Origin of the sequence: Roseimicrobium sp. ORNL1 (assembly GCF_011044495.1) — a bacterium.
Taxonomy (GTDB): Bacteria; Verrucomicrobiota; Verrucomicrobiia; order Verrucomicrobiales; family Verrucomicrobiaceae; genus Roseimicrobium.
This window is the reverse complement of record NZ_CP049143.1, coordinates 3,182,002-3,196,350: the sequence shown is the minus strand read 5'-3', so window position 1 is coordinate 3,196,350 and position 14,349 is coordinate 3,182,002. Positions and strand designations below refer to the sequence as shown.

General features: G+C 59.6%; 12 protein-coding genes. 5 read left to right on the top strand and 7 right to left on the bottom strand.

Annotation, left to right across the window (positions count from 1 at the left end):
* Positions 1-429: 429 nt before the first annotated feature.
* The 3 genes from G5S37_RS12850 to G5S37_RS12840 all read right to left on the bottom strand — a co-directional run bounded on the left by G5S37_RS12850 (position 430) and on the right by G5S37_RS12840 (position 2,824).
* Positions 430-1,674, bottom strand: coding sequence for a 2-oxo acid dehydrogenase subunit E2 (locus G5S37_RS12850; RefSeq protein WP_165204496.1), 1,245 nt, complete (start codon positions 1,672-1,674; stop codon positions 430-432).
* A gap of 342 nt (positions 1,675-2,016) precedes the next feature.
* Entirely contained in the window at positions 2,017-2,253 is a 237-nt protein-coding gene (locus G5S37_RS12845) for an acyl carrier protein (protein ID WP_165204495.1), read from the bottom strand.
* On the bottom strand, positions 2,216-2,824 hold the full coding sequence (locus G5S37_RS12840; protein ID WP_165204494.1) for a TetR/AcrR family transcriptional regulator: 609 nt from the start codon (positions 2,822-2,824) through the stop codon (positions 2,216-2,218). The genes G5S37_RS12845 and G5S37_RS12840 overlap by 38 nt, the downstream gene beginning before the upstream one ends.
* 119 nt (positions 2,825-2,943) lie before the next feature.
* Here G5S37_RS12840 and G5S37_RS12835 point away from each other — a divergent pair, with 119 nt between their 5' ends.
* The 4 genes from G5S37_RS12835 (at position 2,944) to G5S37_RS12820 (ending at position 10,024) form a co-directional block, all read left to right on the top strand.
* Positions 2,944-6,486, top strand: coding sequence for a pyruvate carboxylase (locus tag G5S37_RS12835; protein WP_165204493.1), 3,543 nt, complete (start codon positions 2,944-2,946; stop codon positions 6,484-6,486).
* Between the two features lie 823 nt (positions 6,487-7,309).
* Positions 7,310-7,798: a signal peptidase II gene (lspA, locus tag G5S37_RS12830; protein WP_165204492.1), complete on the top strand. Its 489-nt coding sequence runs from the start codon at positions 7,310-7,312 to the stop codon at positions 7,796-7,798.
* Between the two features lie 132 nt (positions 7,799-7,930).
* The gene (locus tag G5S37_RS12825) at positions 7,931-9,502 is read left to right on the top strand and encodes a LysM peptidoglycan-binding domain-containing protein (protein ID WP_206026426.1); all 1,572 of its coding nucleotides are present in this window, start codon (positions 7,931-7,933) and stop codon (positions 9,500-9,502) included.
* A 126-nt stretch (positions 9,503-9,628) separates the two neighbouring features.
* Positions 9,629-10,024 (top strand): hypothetical protein, encoded by a 396-nt coding sequence (locus G5S37_RS12820; protein WP_165204490.1) that lies wholly within the window; start codon positions 9,629-9,631, stop codon positions 10,022-10,024.
* Positions 10,025-10,072: 48 nt separating this feature from the next.
* On the opposite strand, the gene G5S37_RS12815 is transcribed toward G5S37_RS12820, so the two are convergent.
* Positions 10,073-10,645, bottom strand: a complete 573-nt coding sequence (locus G5S37_RS12815; RefSeq protein ID WP_165204489.1) for a DUF4136 domain-containing protein — start codon at positions 10,643-10,645, stop codon at positions 10,073-10,075.
* A gap of 247 nt (positions 10,646-10,892) precedes the next feature.
* Between G5S37_RS12815 and G5S37_RS12810 the strand changes: the two genes are divergently transcribed.
* The gene (locus G5S37_RS12810; RefSeq protein ID WP_165204488.1) at positions 10,893-12,056 is read left to right on the top strand and encodes a hypothetical protein; all 1,164 of its coding nucleotides are present in this window, start codon (positions 10,893-10,895) and stop codon (positions 12,054-12,056) included.
* Positions 12,057-12,157: 101 nt separating this feature from the next.
* Here G5S37_RS12810 and G5S37_RS12805 read toward each other — a convergent pair whose 3' ends face one another.
* From G5S37_RS12805 to G5S37_RS12795, 3 genes are all read right to left on the bottom strand, one after another.
* Positions 12,158-12,643 (bottom strand): cupredoxin domain-containing protein, encoded by a 486-nt coding sequence (locus G5S37_RS12805; RefSeq protein WP_165204486.1) that lies wholly within the window; start codon positions 12,641-12,643, stop codon positions 12,158-12,160.
* Between the two features lie 92 nt (positions 12,644-12,735).
* Positions 12,736-13,026, bottom strand: a complete 291-nt coding sequence (locus tag G5S37_RS12800; RefSeq protein ID WP_165204484.1) for a hypothetical protein — start codon at positions 13,024-13,026, stop codon at positions 12,736-12,738.
* 132 nt (positions 13,027-13,158) lie between these two features.
* The gene (locus G5S37_RS12795) at positions 13,159-14,322 is read right to left on the bottom strand and encodes a pyridoxal phosphate-dependent aminotransferase (RefSeq protein ID WP_165211571.1); all 1,164 of its coding nucleotides are present in this window, start codon (positions 14,320-14,322) and stop codon (positions 13,159-13,161) included.
* Positions 14,323-14,349: the final 27 nt, after the last annotated feature.

The following is a 14,349-nucleotide window of genomic DNA, read 5'->3' as shown; positions in this document are numbered from 1 at the left end:
GCTCCGGATGCCGCGGCTGAGAAGGCGGTGAAAGCGGGATTGCTGCCGCAGCTTGCGAAGAAGTAGCAGCTGCGGAGGGGTAGCGCTAGAAGGAAGCCTGGTCTGCGACCGGACAGTGGATAGCGGGTTTTCTTACCCGCCATTTTTTGTGTGGTTACCAATGGGAGATGGCCACATGCTCCTCCACCCCTTCAGGGTGGGATACATTCTCGCACACCACCCAGGGTGTCGGTCGCTGAGGCTCCCTAACCCTGGGCTGGGCTCCTACGCCCCTTCAGGGCGCAATACAGATAGCCGTTGGCATCACAGCTTGTCCGACACCTGCAGCAGTGCAGCCATCTGGTTGAGCAAGCGACCGGCGCCATTGAGGATGCGGTGGTCGAAGCTCAGGGTCAGTGCTGGGTTCCTGCGCCCCCTCAGCGTATAACCTCACAGCTTCTCCGGCGTCTGCAGCAGTGCAGCCACGCGGTTGAGCAAACGGCCGGCGCCGCCGCCATCGAGGATGCGGTGGTCGAAGCTGAGAGTGAGTTCGGCTTCAGTCACGGGAATGAAGGTGCCGACTTCATCGCTCCAGCGTGGCACCTTGCTGCCGGCGCCGAGGCCGAGAACGAGGTTCTGCTCAGGCAGCGGGATGGGCGTGGCCCAGGTGATGCCGAAGGTGCCGAAGTTCGTCACGGTGGCGATGCCCGGGCGCTTGCTATCGACCGGAAGACGACGCACGCGGGCCTTTTCCACGAGTTCGTTGTAGGGAGTCACGAGGGCGGCGAGTGGTTTCTGTTCAACCTCGCGCAACACAGGAACCATCACACCATCATCCACCTCAACGGCGAAGCCGATGTCGATGGCGCTGGGATGCACGATGCGGTTCCCCACGAGACGTCCGGCCACAGCGGTGTTTTCCGAGAGGGCGAGCGCCAGAGCACGGACGGCGTACAAGGCGGGGCCGGGCTTGGGATTGGCCTTCTTGCGATGCACCAGAAGGGGATCCAGCACCACGGAAATGCCGACTGTGGCAAGCGGGCGGGTCCAGCTACGGCGCATGGAGTCCGCCACGGCGATGCGCATGGCCGAGGCCTTCGTCATGCGATGCGCTTCCAAGGAACGCAGGAATTGCTCAAAGTCCTCTACCGTCACGCGGCCCCCTGCCCCACTGCCGGCCACGGCGGAGAGGTCAGCAGCATTCAGGCCCATTTCATGCATGCGGGCACGCATGCGGGCGGAAATGTAGGTGGCACCGCCGGCACCGGCGGGCACGGGCAGACCACCCACCACGGGCTCCACCGTCGGCTGACGTTCGTGAATGGTGCTGTGGTCATCCACGGCGAAGTGCACGTTCTTCGTATCCGAGCCGTTCGCGGACTCGGACTTCATCGGGGACACGGGGCCGGTGATGGAACGCTGGTCGGCGAAGCCCATGGCCTTCGCATCCTCCTCGCTCACAAGCAACGCGCCGAGGGTGGCGCCCACGGCGTAGCTGGTCTGCGGGATGGCGGTCACCTCACCCACCGCGCCGGAGCACGGGGCGGTCACGGTCATCACGGCCTTGCTGGTCTCCACCTCGAAGATGTCCTGCCCAGCCTCCACCTTGGCGCCGGACTCAATAAGCACGCGCACGATGGTAGCCTCGGCAATGCTTTCGCCGAGCTGGGGCATGAGAATCGGAATGGATGGCATGTGAAGGGGGTGAGGAAGGAAGCTGGACCAAGACAAGCTGGCGAGCGTCTGGAAGAGGGCAAGATGAGAAGTGAAGGACTCTCTCGCCCCGGCACTACGACCGTTCCTCTTATACTACGGAGGGGAAGAACGCGGAATAGCGGGATTGGGTCTCGGTTTGAGGGGACCCTGACCTAGGGGTGCGGGGTTAGGCACGTGGGATCCAACGCAGAGACACAGAGACGCAGAGGAACTTCGGAGACTGAGAAATGCGATGTGTGGAGGTCGCGGGGCGGGCGAATGATGTGACCCCGACGCCAACCAAGAACCAAGAACCAAGAACCAAGAACCAAGAACCGCTCCCTACTTCTTCGCCTTCTTGTCGATGAGGTCCACGAGTTCGCCCACGTTCTTGAGGTATGCCATTTCGGAGGTGGAGAAGCGCACTTTGAACTCGGCCTCGACCTCCAGCATGAGCGTCACGTGCTGCACAGAGTCCCACGCCTCGATGTCCTGCGCGGTCGTTTCGCGCGTGAGCTTGATGCTGTCGTCTTCGAAGATGTTATGGAAGACCTGTTCCAGGCGGGCGATTGTGTCCATGAATCCTGTTTGCTAGCCGAGGACCGGACCCTTGCAAAGGCGAAAGATGCTCCCGTGTGCGCGACAGCAACATGGTACCGAGCAAGGACGCGCAAGCTTCGGAAACCTGAACGTCCACGGGGCGATCTGTCGGGAACTCGCCAGTGGCACGGGCCTGCATGGCAAAGCGGGTGAGCCAGCCTTCTAGGTTCAGGAACCACTGCTGCACCTCTGCCTGGCACTCCAGAGGCAGGGTGAAAAGGTCCACCACAGCCACCACAGCGGGACCGATGGCGCCAGGATCCCTGGAGGTGGTGGAGAAGAAGTGATTCATCAACTCCGTGCGGGAAGCGAAGGTCTCCGCCTCTCCCTCAATCGCGGCCATGCGCTCGTTCATTTTCGCGCGGTCCTGGCTGATTACTCCCGTGATGAGCCCGCCTTTTGTAGGAAAATGGTAGTGCAGACTCGCGGTGGTGAGGCCCACCTCCTCACTCACGTCGCGCACGCTGAAGCCATTGCAGCCACGCATCTCGATGAGATGGCGGGCGGCATCGATGATTTCAGCCTTGGTGATGTCGCGGCGTCGGGCCATGAAATTTTTAGAAAGGCCAGTCTATCAATCAATAGACAGACTTGTCAAAATTCAAGTTCATCTGCTTGCCACGGGATGCAGGAGGGTGATGGTGGAGAACGCAACCTTCGCTCCTTCCCATGCCCAGCAAAAAATCCGTAAAGTCCGAGCCCGCTGCCGAACTCGCCGCAGCACATGAACTTCGCCCCATCCGCAAGCTCATGGTGGCAAATCGCTCTGAGATCGCCATCCGCGTCTTCCGCGCTGCTACGGAGCTCGGCATCCGCACCGTGGCGGTGTATGCCCAGGAGGACCGTTTCTGCCCACACCGCTTCAAGGCGGACGAAGCCTACGAGCTGAACAAGGACAAGGGACCGCTCGGCGCGTACCTCGACTACGAGGGCATCGTGATCCTGGCCAAGGAAAAGGGCGTGGACGCCATCCACCCCGGTTATGGCTTCCTCTCGGAGAATCCGCAATTCGCCCAGGCATGTCGTGATGCCGGCATCATCTTCATTGGGCCGGAGCCGAAGGTGCTGGAGATGATGGGTGACAAGACCGCCGCGCGCAATGTGGCGGAGAAGCTCGGTGTGCCAACGCTGCCGGGAACGAAGGACCCCATCGACTCCCGCAAGGAAGCACTCACCACGGCGCGGAAGATTGGGTTCCCGCTCATCATCAAGGCAGCCTTCGGCGGCGGTGGCCGCGGCATGCGCGTGGTGCGCGAGGCGAAGGAACTCGAACCGCTGCTCGACGAAGCGCAGACCGAGGCGAAGCGCGCCTTCGGCAATGGCGCGGTGTTCCTGGAGAAGTTCGTGGGACGCGCGAAGCACATCGAGGTGCAGATCCTCGGGGACAAGCATGGCAATGTCATTCACCTGCATGAGCGCGACTGCTCAGTACAGCGCCGCCACCAGAAGGTGATTGAGCAGGCGCCCAGCTACCAGATTGATCAGAAGATCATTGATGGCCTGTGCGACGCTGCGGTGAAAATTGCGAAAGAGGTGAACTACACTCACGCCGGTACCGTCGAGTTCCTCGTGGATGTGGAGACGGGCGAGTGGTACTTCATCGAAATGAATCCCCGCATCCAGGTGGAACACACCGTGACGGAGGAGATCACCGGCATCGACATCGTGCGTTCGCAGATACTCATTGCGCAGGGTTCGAAGATGCATGAGCAGCCGCTTGCGCTGCCGGAGCAGCAGGACATTGAGAAGTCCGGCTACGCGGTGCAGTGCCGCATCACCACGGAGGATCCGGAGAACGGGTTCACGCCGGACTTCGGCAAGATCCTCACGTACCGCAGCGCCGGTGGCTTCGGCGTGCGCCTTGACGGCGCACTCGGGGTGAATGGCGCGGTGATCACGCCCTACTACGACTCCATGCTGGTGAAGGTGACGGTCTTCGCCCGCACGTACCAGCAGGCGCTGGATCGCATGCATCGCGCGCTCAGTGAATTCCGCATCCGCGGGGTGAAGACGAACATTCCCTTCCTCCTGAATGTGATTCACGACCCGCTTTTCCGCAACGGGCAGGCGACCACGCGCTTCATTGATACGAATCCGCATCTCTTCAAGTTCGCCCCGCGCAAGGACCGCGCCACCAAGCTGCTGAGCTACCTCGCCGATGTGAGTGTGAACGGCAATCCCTTCGCCAAGGGACACAAGCCCGATCAGGAATTCCGCAAGCCGCCGGTGCCGCACTGGGATCACCGCATCGAGCCGCCGAAGGGCACGAAGCAGCTCCTCACGGAGATGGGCCCGGAGGCCTTCTGCAAGAACTGGGTCGCCAAACAAAAGCGTCTGCTGCTCACGGACACCACCTTCCGCGATGCGCACCAGTCCCTGCTGGCTACGCGCATGCGCACGTATGACATGCTGGCTGTGGCCAGTGCCGTGTCGCATCGCACGCCGAATCTCTTCTCCATGGAGATGTGGGGCGGCGCCACCTTCGATGTGACCATGCGCTTCCTGCGCGAAGATCCATGGGAGCGCCTGCGCCAGCTCCGCGCTCGCGTGCCGAACATCCTTTTCCAGATGCTCTTCCGCGGCTCGAACGCCGTGGGCTACAGCAACTATCCCGACAATGTGGTGAAGGGATTTGTGAAGCATGCCGCGGAGAACGGCATGGACATCTTCCGCATCTTCGATTCGCTGAACTACCTGCCGAACCTCGTGCCAGCGATGGACGCGGTGCGTGAGGAGACCAATTCCATTTGCGAAGGCACGCTCTGCTACACTGGCGACATCCTGGATCCGAAGCGCGACAAGTACGGCCTGAAGTACTACGTGAAGCTCGCACGCGAGCTGGAGAAGATGGGCGCGCACATGCTGTGCATCAAGGATATGGCCGGCCTCGTGCGCCCCTATGCGGCGAAGAAGCTGGTGAAGGCGCTCAAGGAAGAAGTGGGCATCCCCATTCACTTCCACACACATGACACCAGCGGCCTGAATGCCAGCAGCATCCTGCAAGCGGCAGATGGCGGCGTGGACGTGGCGGATGCCGCAATCGCCAGCATGAGTGGCGGCACCTCGCAGCCGAACCTGAACAGCATCGTGGCCAGCCTGCAACACACGCCGCGTGATACCGGCCTGGATACTGAGGCGTTGCAGGAATTCAGCGACTACTGGGCAGCGGTGCGTGCCTTCTACAAACCCTTTGATACCAGCGAACCCTACGGCACGGCGGAAGTGTACCTCCATGAGATGCCCGGCGGCCAGTACACGAACCTCAAGGAACAGGCCACGGGCATGGGCCTGGGACCGCGCTGGCCCGAGATCGCGCACGCGTATGCGGAGGTGAACCAGCTCTGCGGTGACATCATCAAGGTGACGCCGAGCAGCAAGGTGGTGGGTGACCTCGCCATCGAGTGTGTGGCACGCGGCGTGAAGCCGGCAGACATCATCAACCTGAAGGGCACAAAGTGGAGCAAGGACGTGACCAGCATGTTCGAAGGCTGGCTTGGTGAGCCCTTCTACGGGCTCGACAAAGACGAGGCCAAAGACTCGTGGGTGAAGTGGAACGCACTCGCCGACGCGATTGTGGGCAAGGGCGGCAAGCGCCTGAAAGGCCGCCCCGGTGACCACGCCGCGAAGATCAAACTGGAAGACGTGCGCAAGGAGCTGGAGACGAAACTGAAGAAAAAGCCCACCGAGGACGATGTGTGGAGCTACCTGATGTATCCGGACGTCTTCATGAAGTATGCGGATCATCGCGAGCAATTCGGCGATGTGAGCGTGCTCCCCACTCCGGCCTACTACTACGGCCTGCGTGATGAGGAGGAAATCCATGTTGACCTCGAAGAAGGCAAGACCCTCTTCGTCCGCATGCTGAACCTCACCGAGCCAGATGCCAAGGGCAAGCAGACCGCCATCTTCGAGCTTAACGGTTATCCGCGCCACACCACCGTGGCGAACAAGAAACTCGCCAAGGAGGGCACCTCCCGACCCAAGGCAGATCCTGCGAAGACGAATGAAGTCGGCGCGCCGATGCCTGGCATGATCGCCAGCGTGGCGGTGAGCGTGGGCCAAAAGGTGAAGGAGGGCGAGACCCTGCTCACGCTGGAGGCCATGAAGATGTTCGCCGCCGTCGCCTCACCTGTGGCGGGCACCGTGCAAGAGGTCTTCGCGAAGGTGGGTGAGAGCGTGGAGAGCAAGGACCTGCTGGTGCGACTGGGATAGGGTCAGAGCGCGCAAGCGTTAGCGAAGTTGAAGTGTGATGACTCCGAGGTCGGCAGGCTGTAAGCCGCTGGCCCCGGAGTTTTCGTTTTGGGAAGCTGGCGGATCGGATGGGGTTGGGTCGCAAAGCAGCGAAGAAGCAAATCAGCAAAGTGGAAGAGAAAGAGGGTGCTTCGATGGTGGTGCGTGCTGGGTGGCTTCTGGTTAACCGCAAAGGGGCAGAGAGGCAAAGGACGCAGAGAAGCGGAGTGGTGGCGCGGTGCGCTTCGATGACACGATGCGGCCTCTCAAGGAGTGGGGGTATTCTTGTCCCCATTTTGGTTTGAGGTGAGCCAGGGAGCACGAGGGGTGAGAATCACCAGTTGGGAAGGTAGCTGACCGGTTTAAAATTTGGCGCTTCGCGCTATGGGATGATTCACGCTGAGGGCAGCGTGAGCCACTTTGGCGAAGCCTCGTTTCTTCACGAAGACACGGATTTGAATCCGTGACATTGATGTGCGCGCGGATCCGATACGTCTCAAGGGGTAGCTACGTCTTGAATGGGGACAGGAATGTCCCCACTCCTTGACAGGTGCGGCGTTCCATAGGGTGTTTTGCGTTTACGTGTCAGTGGAACGTCAGGCACAGCGGGTGGAGCGTGAGGTACTGGGGTGGACGAAGGCCCTCCGGGCTTCCCCGATGCCTGTGTACTGGGCAAGGCGGACAATCTGGTCTGTTTGCTGCTCAATTCCGGAGCACTGACCTGCCTCGCCGCGCGCACATCCTGATTGCCGAATGCCGGATGCTGGGTCACAGTCCGCCTCCCCTCTCCTCCCCTTTTGGTTTCATGCTGCGCCTGCTTCTTTTCCTCAGCCTTCCGCTCTACATCCTCGACCAGTGGACCAAGCACTGGATTGTGAAAAATATTGAGGTCGAAACGGAGAGCTGGGTGGTCGTGCAGAACTTCTTCACCATTCACCATGTGAAGAATACGGGCATCGCGTTTGGCCAGTTCAATGGCGGCGAGTACTCGAACTACGTCTTCGGCGGCATCGCGTTGGCGGCGCTCGGGTTGATCACATGGCTGTATCGGAAGGGCATGTTCCCCGGGGGAATCAGTCGCACGGCGATTGCGCTGCTGGTGGCTGGGGTGTGCGGGAACTTTACGGACCGCATCCTGCACGGGTATGTGGTGGATTTCCTGAGCTTCGACCTGCATGTGAAGTTCGCGAATCCATGGCCGACTTTCAATGTGGCGGACGCATGTGTCGTGGTCGCTGCCATCTTGCTTGCGATAGCCTCCTTTAAAGAGGTGCCGGAGCAGAAGGTCGCGTGACGTCAATGCCGCAGCCGCTCCACGGTCTGCATTTTCAATCCAGAGCCCATGGATCGTACGTAAATCCGATCTGAGTTTTCCCTTGCCTGCCAGCGACCTGCACCTTTGAATCTGTGTACAAAAATGCGCACCTTGTCCCTGTCATCCGCCCTGTTCAGTGCGTTTGCACTGCAGCTCTCCGCGCAATCCCAGCTCGAGGTCCCCAAGGCCCCGGCGACGATTGAGCCGGGACTCGAAAAAGCGGTGGAGTGGAAGTGGTGGCCGGTGGCTTCGGATTCGGTCAAGAACTGGGCCACGCCTGCGCCCACACCAAATGTAACCGTGCAGGGACAGCCGGGAATGCCCGCCAATGGTCCCTCGGGTGTGGGTCCGAATGTCCAGGAACCGCGGCCGCGCGAGTATGAGGTGAAGAAGGGAGATGCGCTGGTGTTGATTGGCAAAAAGTTCGGCATCTCGGGGCAGCAACTCAAGGAATTCAACGGGTTGACCAAGGACACCATCCAGATCGGGCAGAAACTCAAAATTCCGACCATTGAGGAAGTCATGGCCATGGCTCCGCCGCCCCCGCCCAAAAAGGAGGGCAGCAAGAAGGAACCGGCCACGGAAGAAGGCGGCGACAGCCAGACGCCGAAGGCTCCCGCCATGCTCCCACCGGGGCAGGAGGATCTGCTGATGCAGATCTACCTCGACCGCGAAGGCTACTCCTGTGGCTCCATCGATGGGAATGCCGGTCCTGTCTTCAGCAAGACGCTGCAGCTCTTCCGCGACAATCACCCTGAGTTCATCGACATGACGGCGCTCAAGGAGAAGGCGCTCGAAGTGGTGCGCACTCCCCTCACCGGTTACACACTGAAGCCGGAGGATTTTCGCTTTATTACCAATCAGGCCCCGGGCGCCACTCCGGCTCCGGTGCGCAAAAAGGGTGGCAAGACCGCAGGGAAGGATGAAGTGGAGCCGCCCGTCACCTACGCGGAACTGACCTCCGCACCGACACTGCTCTATCGTAGCGCATGGGAATTCGTGGCCGAGCGCTACCACTGCGATGAAGTCTTCCTGCGGAATCTGAATCCGCGGATCAAGAATCCCCAGGCCGGCACGGGATTCCAGGTGCCTAACGTCACCCCGTTCGAAATCGAAAAGGCCTTTGACGGCACATTGCAGCCCGAGGCAGATCCAGCAAATCCCGTCACCGTGGCGCTGGTGGAACTCTCCCGACTCGAAGTCTCACGCGGCGGCAAAGTGATTGCCGTGGCACCCGTGGGCTTCGCCAGACCGGGTCTGCGCGGCTCTGGCTCGTGGACCATTCACCAAGCGATTCCCCTCCCCAAGCTGGCGACCCTACAGGAGCCGAAGGACACACCCAAGGCCGCACCGACCGTGCTCATTCAGACGACTACAGCTGGCTCGGTCAATCCCACCGCCCCTCCGGACGCACCGGCTTCCGCGCCTTTGGCCCCAGCCTCACGAGCGGCCCTGGCCAGCGAGCAATTCATCGCTGAAGGCCCCAACAATCCCGTAGGCCTGGTGTGGCTGAATCTCTCGAGGACCAAGACGAAGGAAGCGCTGCCTTATGGACTGCACGGCACCAGCATTCCGCGTCGCATCAAATCGCAGGAAGGTATTGGCGGTATCCGTCTCACCAACTGGGACCTCATCCGTATGGTGCGTCTCATTCCGGCGGAGACTCAGATGCAGTGGAAATGATCGACGAGGCAAAATGCCTTAGGATTTCGTGCACGGCGCAACAAATCCTGAAGAATGGTTGATAATTCCTCTTTGAGCTTGGCGTCCTGACTCTGAGGCGGCATCTTTAGAGACCGTCTAATATCCATGCCGTCACCCCTTCCGTCACCTCTCAGCCAGCTGCTCACCGAGTTCGAGGGATTCCGCGATCTTGGCATGTGGCAGGCCGCTGGTGATGTGCTGGCAAAGGTGCCGGTGGAGTGGGACGACCATCCCGATGTGCTACTTGCCAGGCTGGATGTGCTCGTGGGCATCAATGCCTGGGACGAGGCCCTGGCGCTCTCTGAGCGCTTGGGAACGCACATCAAGGATCATCCCGAGGCGTGGTTCGGCATCGCATGCGCTCATTCGCAGCAGGGAAATATCCCGGCGGCCATGGACGCGGTGAAGCACTGCGTGTCGCTGGACAATTCCTACAGCAGCCGCGTACTGCAGGAACCACTGCTGGCGCCCATGTGGGCGGTGAACCGGTTGTGGGAGTAGCGTGGAAGCGGGCCGGTTCGGACTTTTGCCGTGCGCTTTTTGTAGCGGCTACAAGGATAGGGGCTTGATGTAGTTCATTGTCTTCCCTGAGACGCCGGGAAAATCCTGGAAGAAGGCTTCAATGATCTTTGGAAGAACGACATTCAAGCTGGAGGTGGGACCAGAACTGACGTTCTTTGCCTCCAGCACAGTGTTACCCTTCCGGTCTTTGACCATGATCAACATGTAGCTCACCCACATTTGAGTGGCAGTCGGCACCATCCCCACCACGCCGTAGGTGGCAGGTGTATAGCTGGTGCCTGAATAGTCGACGCTGTTGTAGCCACCGCTGTAGGAACTGAGTGTTCCCGAGTGATGCGTGGTGCTTCCCGGGCTCGTCTGGCCCCACACCGACGAGTACCCGCGCTGTATCCCTCCATCGAATACATCGTACTCGATCGCAATCCTATAGTCCGGATTGTCTGGAGCGTGGCGCCATCCATATTTCTCGAACCCCTGAATCATCAAGCTCAGATAGTGCTCATGTTCCAAAGCAAGAGTAGCGCCACGCTTGATGTTCAGGATTTTGAAAGTCTCTCCCTGCCCTTTCGGCGGCAGCTTGTGAAAACGTGTGACCTCCACCCCCACTCGGGATGTGACACAGCTAGAAAGGCAAGCCGCAAGGGCGGCGAGAACCAGGAGCCTGGGAAACATGCAGCGATGTAGATTAACCGCGCCCTAAGTAAAACATTTTGTGCCACTGGAAGCGGTTTCGACGTGTCACTGTTTCCCTGTCTTGGGAGCGCTCCAGATAATAACAAGAGCTGTCAGGTTTTTTGCCTTCTACCCGCATCATCGCACCTCACGGCACCGTATGATGAGTCGCCTCATGAATCGTCCCATCTGTCTACCAATCGCCCGTTTGATTCGCCTTCGTGGTGCCGCCATCACATCGTTGCTGCTCTGCCTGCCTTTCACTTCCAACCTCGCCGCCGACATCGAACTCAGCGAGACACTGCAGCTTCCCGAATGCCACAGCATCGGCTGGGTGCAGAGGAACCTGCAATCCAAGGGCGCTGAGCAGGCGTGGAATGGAGTGCTTGATGAAGCCAAGTGGGGCACGCCGTCACCGCAACAGGTTGTGGGAAGGAACTGGGACTGGAAGGTTACGGATGAACAATGGAAGCAAGCCGTGAAGGAGAAGGGTGAAGGGAAACGGGAGGAGGTGAAGTTTGACCTCTGGATCCCTGAGGGCGTGGAGGTCGTGAAAGGCATCGTAGCCATCTCGGGCCACGGCAGTGGTGAAAATCTCTACAAACATCCCGAACTGCGGAAGATCGCGCAGGAACTGCATCTGGGAATCTTCAAGTTTGTGGGCAATCCCATGCAACGTGGCTTCTGGCCGAAGAGCCTGCTGTATGAGCGCCTCGCTGCCTTCGGCGAAAAGTCCGGTCATCCCGAGTTGCCGAATGCGCCGCTGTTCCTCTACGGTCACTCGAATGGCACCGGCTACTCCGCCATCTTCCCCGCCACGGAAGGTGCACGCGTGTGGGCATGGGTGTCCATGCGTCCGGGCATCACGTTTCAAGTGTACCAACCCGGCGGCGCGCAGGTGCCAGGGCTCGTCATCTTTGGTGAGGATGATCAATTCCTGCAGCGTCCTTCCAAGGAAGAAAACCTAGCGGTGGTGGAGGTGATGCGAAAGAAGCACCACGCCGTGTGGAACTTCGCTGTGGAACCAAAGACCGGCCATGGTCCTGGTGACAAGACATGGCCGCTGGTTTTTTCCTTCCTGCGCCACACCTTTGTGGCGCGCGTGCCTTCTGATGCGGATCCGCGGAAAGGTCTGGTGAAGCTCAATGCCCTTACCGAAGAGAGCGGCCACCTCGGGAAAAACTGGGATGCGGCGAAGGGTGGTTATCAGACCCTGTCCATCGCTCCGTATGCGGACTACACTGGCGAGAAGTCCAATGCCTCCTGGCTCATCAACGGCAGCTATGCCGCGGACTGGCAGGCATTCCAAGGTGATGGCCAGGTGGTCAAGAAGGAGTGAGCGCTCTACTTCCAATCAAAAGTACAGCACGCAGCTACCGATGAGGCGCTGCATGATGCACCGCTCAATCGAGCCAACTTGGTAGCGACGATTGAAAGCTGTTACTTCACGGTCAGGTCCATCTTCATGCCGTGCTCTTCGTGGTCACCCACGGGGCAGTAGACCTTGTAAGAGCCCGGCTTCAGGTCGACATGCAGGGTCTTGGTTTCATTCGGTCCCACGTCGGTGAGGAACTTCTTCTCCATACCCTGGCCTTCGATTTCGAAGTTGTGCTTCGCTGAGCCACCATTCGTCACGATGAAGGCGGTCTTGCCCGCCGCCAGTTGCTGCGGCATTTCGATTTTGTGATCAATCAGGCGTACCTCCACTCTGCGAGCGTCTGCAGGCGTCACCGCGTCTTTCACGGCTTCGGCAGTCTTCTTCGTAGAGTCCATCAGAGCCTTGCCGGCTTCCTTGGTTTTTTCGCCGGCCTTCTCCAGCGCGTCAGCCGTCTTTTGGCCGAGCGTCTTTTCAGATTTGGCCTCCTGCGCCGTCACGGCTGGTACCGCAGCGGCGAGGAGCACTGCAAATAATAGGGAAGTTTTCATGATCCCCGGATCGCACCAGCGCGACGTGCCACGCGTGCATCAAAGGATCAGGACTTAACACAGATGCCCATGCGGCATGCACGGGCATGGTATCACGCACTCAGCATCTGCCGCTTCCACGGCAACTTGTCCCAGTTCGTTGCCTGGATTTCACGTGGAAACGCCACGGTTTTTTTCGGATAGTAAAAGCTCCATCCGGCAGAAGTGCGACGCACTCCAAGGATGAATGCATGATTGAATTCCCGGTCAAAATTATCACGCATCACTTCCGCAGCCGCCTTGTCCGGCACACAGCTTTCATCGACACGAATCGCCGTAAAGCTGAAGCCATTTGCGCAAACGTAGTCGCAACGATCGAACTCGCAGTGGGTCTCGGTGTTCATGCCCGCATAAACATCCGAGGAGCGCATTCACTTAGTTTCTTTTTTTTCCGGAAGTTTTTTTACATGAACTGGTATTTTTATGCCCGCACTAAAACGATTCGAAATTTATTCGGCAATGCATTCGCTGGGTGATTACCCCAATCGGCGGGCAATACCCTCAGCAAGTCGACCGCCTGCTTCGCACAATACGTCTTCACTTTTCGCGAAGTGAAAGCGGACCATCTGACCGCTCGGCTCGCGGAAGAAACTTGAGCCCGGCACTCCGGCCACACCCGCATCCTTCACCAGCCACTCCGCTGCGGCAGTGTCGTTCTCAAATCCAAGCGCGCTGACATCCAGCATCACATAATACGCGCCTTGCGGCTCGGTGTAGCTCAGCCCCGTCTCACGCAGGAGCTCCAGGAACACCTGCCGCTTCCGGCTGTAGAGTTCTCTCAGTCCTTCATAATAGCTGTCGGGAAGTTCCAGCCCTGCAATGGCTGCCTCCTGCAGGGGCGCTGCCGCACCCACGGTCAGAAAGTCATGCACCTTTCTCGCCTGGCGAATCACCGCGCCGCTCGCCTGAACATAGCCAAGGCGCCAACCGGTGATGGAGTAGGTCTTGGACAGAGAGTTGCAGGTGATGGTCCGATCAAACGCGCCAGGAAGAGCCGCAAAGGGAATATGCTCATGTCCGGCATACACGATGTGCTCATACGGTTCATCCGTGATCACGAAGGCATCGTGTTCTTCCGCCAGGCGCAGAATCTGCAAAAGTTCCTCGCGGGTGAAGACCTTGCCAGTGGGGTTGGAAGGATTACACACGATGATGGCCTTGGGCTTTTGCTCAAAGGCCTTTGCAAGCGCTTCCATCGAGATGCCAAGGTCAGGTGGTTGCAACGGCACGAAGATCGGCTGGGCTCCCGAGAGAATGGCATCGGCCGCATAGTTCTCGTAGAAAGGCGAGAAGACGATGACCTTGTCCCCCGGATTGCAGGCGGTCATCATCGCGACCATCATGGCTTCGGTGCTGCCGCAGGTTACGACCAGATGCTCATCCGGATCGAGGGCCAGTCCGGTAAAGCGCGAGATCTTGGCAGCGAGCGCCGTGCGGAATCGTGGCGAGCCCCAGGTGACCGAGTACTGGTGAAAATTGCCCCTCGTGGCGCGCTCCAGGGCGAGCAGCAGTTCCTCCGGGGGCCCAAAGTCAGGGAAACCCTGGGAGAGGTTGATGGCGTTGTGTTGATTGGCCATCCGGGTCATGCCGCGGATGACGGATTCGGAAAAGGCGGTGAGGCGGGTTGAGGTCTCGGGCATCTGCGCGCGGACATAGCCGATGCGGCG

Coding starts and splice junctions, on each gene's coding strand:
- G5S37_RS12850 (WP_165204496.1), bottom strand. CDS start 1,674: ATGCCATCCATTCCGATTCTCATGCCCCAGCTCGGCGAAAGCATTGCC.
- G5S37_RS12845 (WP_165204495.1), bottom strand. CDS start 2,253: ATGGACACAATCGCCCGCCTGGAACAGGTCTTCCATAACATCTTCGAA.
- G5S37_RS12840 (WP_165204494.1), bottom strand. CDS start 2,824: ATGGCCCGACGCCGCGACATCACCAAGGCTGAAATCATCGATGCCGCC.
- G5S37_RS12835 (WP_165204493.1), top strand. CDS start 2,944: ATGCCCAGCAAAAAATCCGTAAAGTCCGAGCCCGCTGCCGAACTCGCC.
- lspA (WP_165204492.1), top strand. CDS start 7,310: ATGCTGCGCCTGCTTCTTTTCCTCAGCCTTCCGCTCTACATCCTCGAC.
- G5S37_RS12820 (WP_165204490.1), top strand. CDS start 9,629: ATGCCGTCACCCCTTCCGTCACCTCTCAGCCAGCTGCTCACCGAGTTC.
- G5S37_RS12810 (WP_165204488.1), top strand. CDS start 10,893: ATGAATCGTCCCATCTGTCTACCAATCGCCCGTTTGATTCGCCTTCGT.
- G5S37_RS12805 (WP_165204486.1), bottom strand. CDS start 12,643: ATGAAAACTTCCCTATTATTTGCAGTGCTCCTCGCCGCTGCGGTACCA.
- G5S37_RS12800 (WP_165204484.1), bottom strand. CDS start 13,026: ATGAACACCGAGACCCACTGCGAGTTCGATCGTTGCGACTACGTTTGC.
- G5S37_RS12795 (WP_165211571.1), bottom strand. CDS start 14,322: ATGCCCGAGACCTCAACCCGCCTCACCGCCTTTTCCGAATCCGTCATC.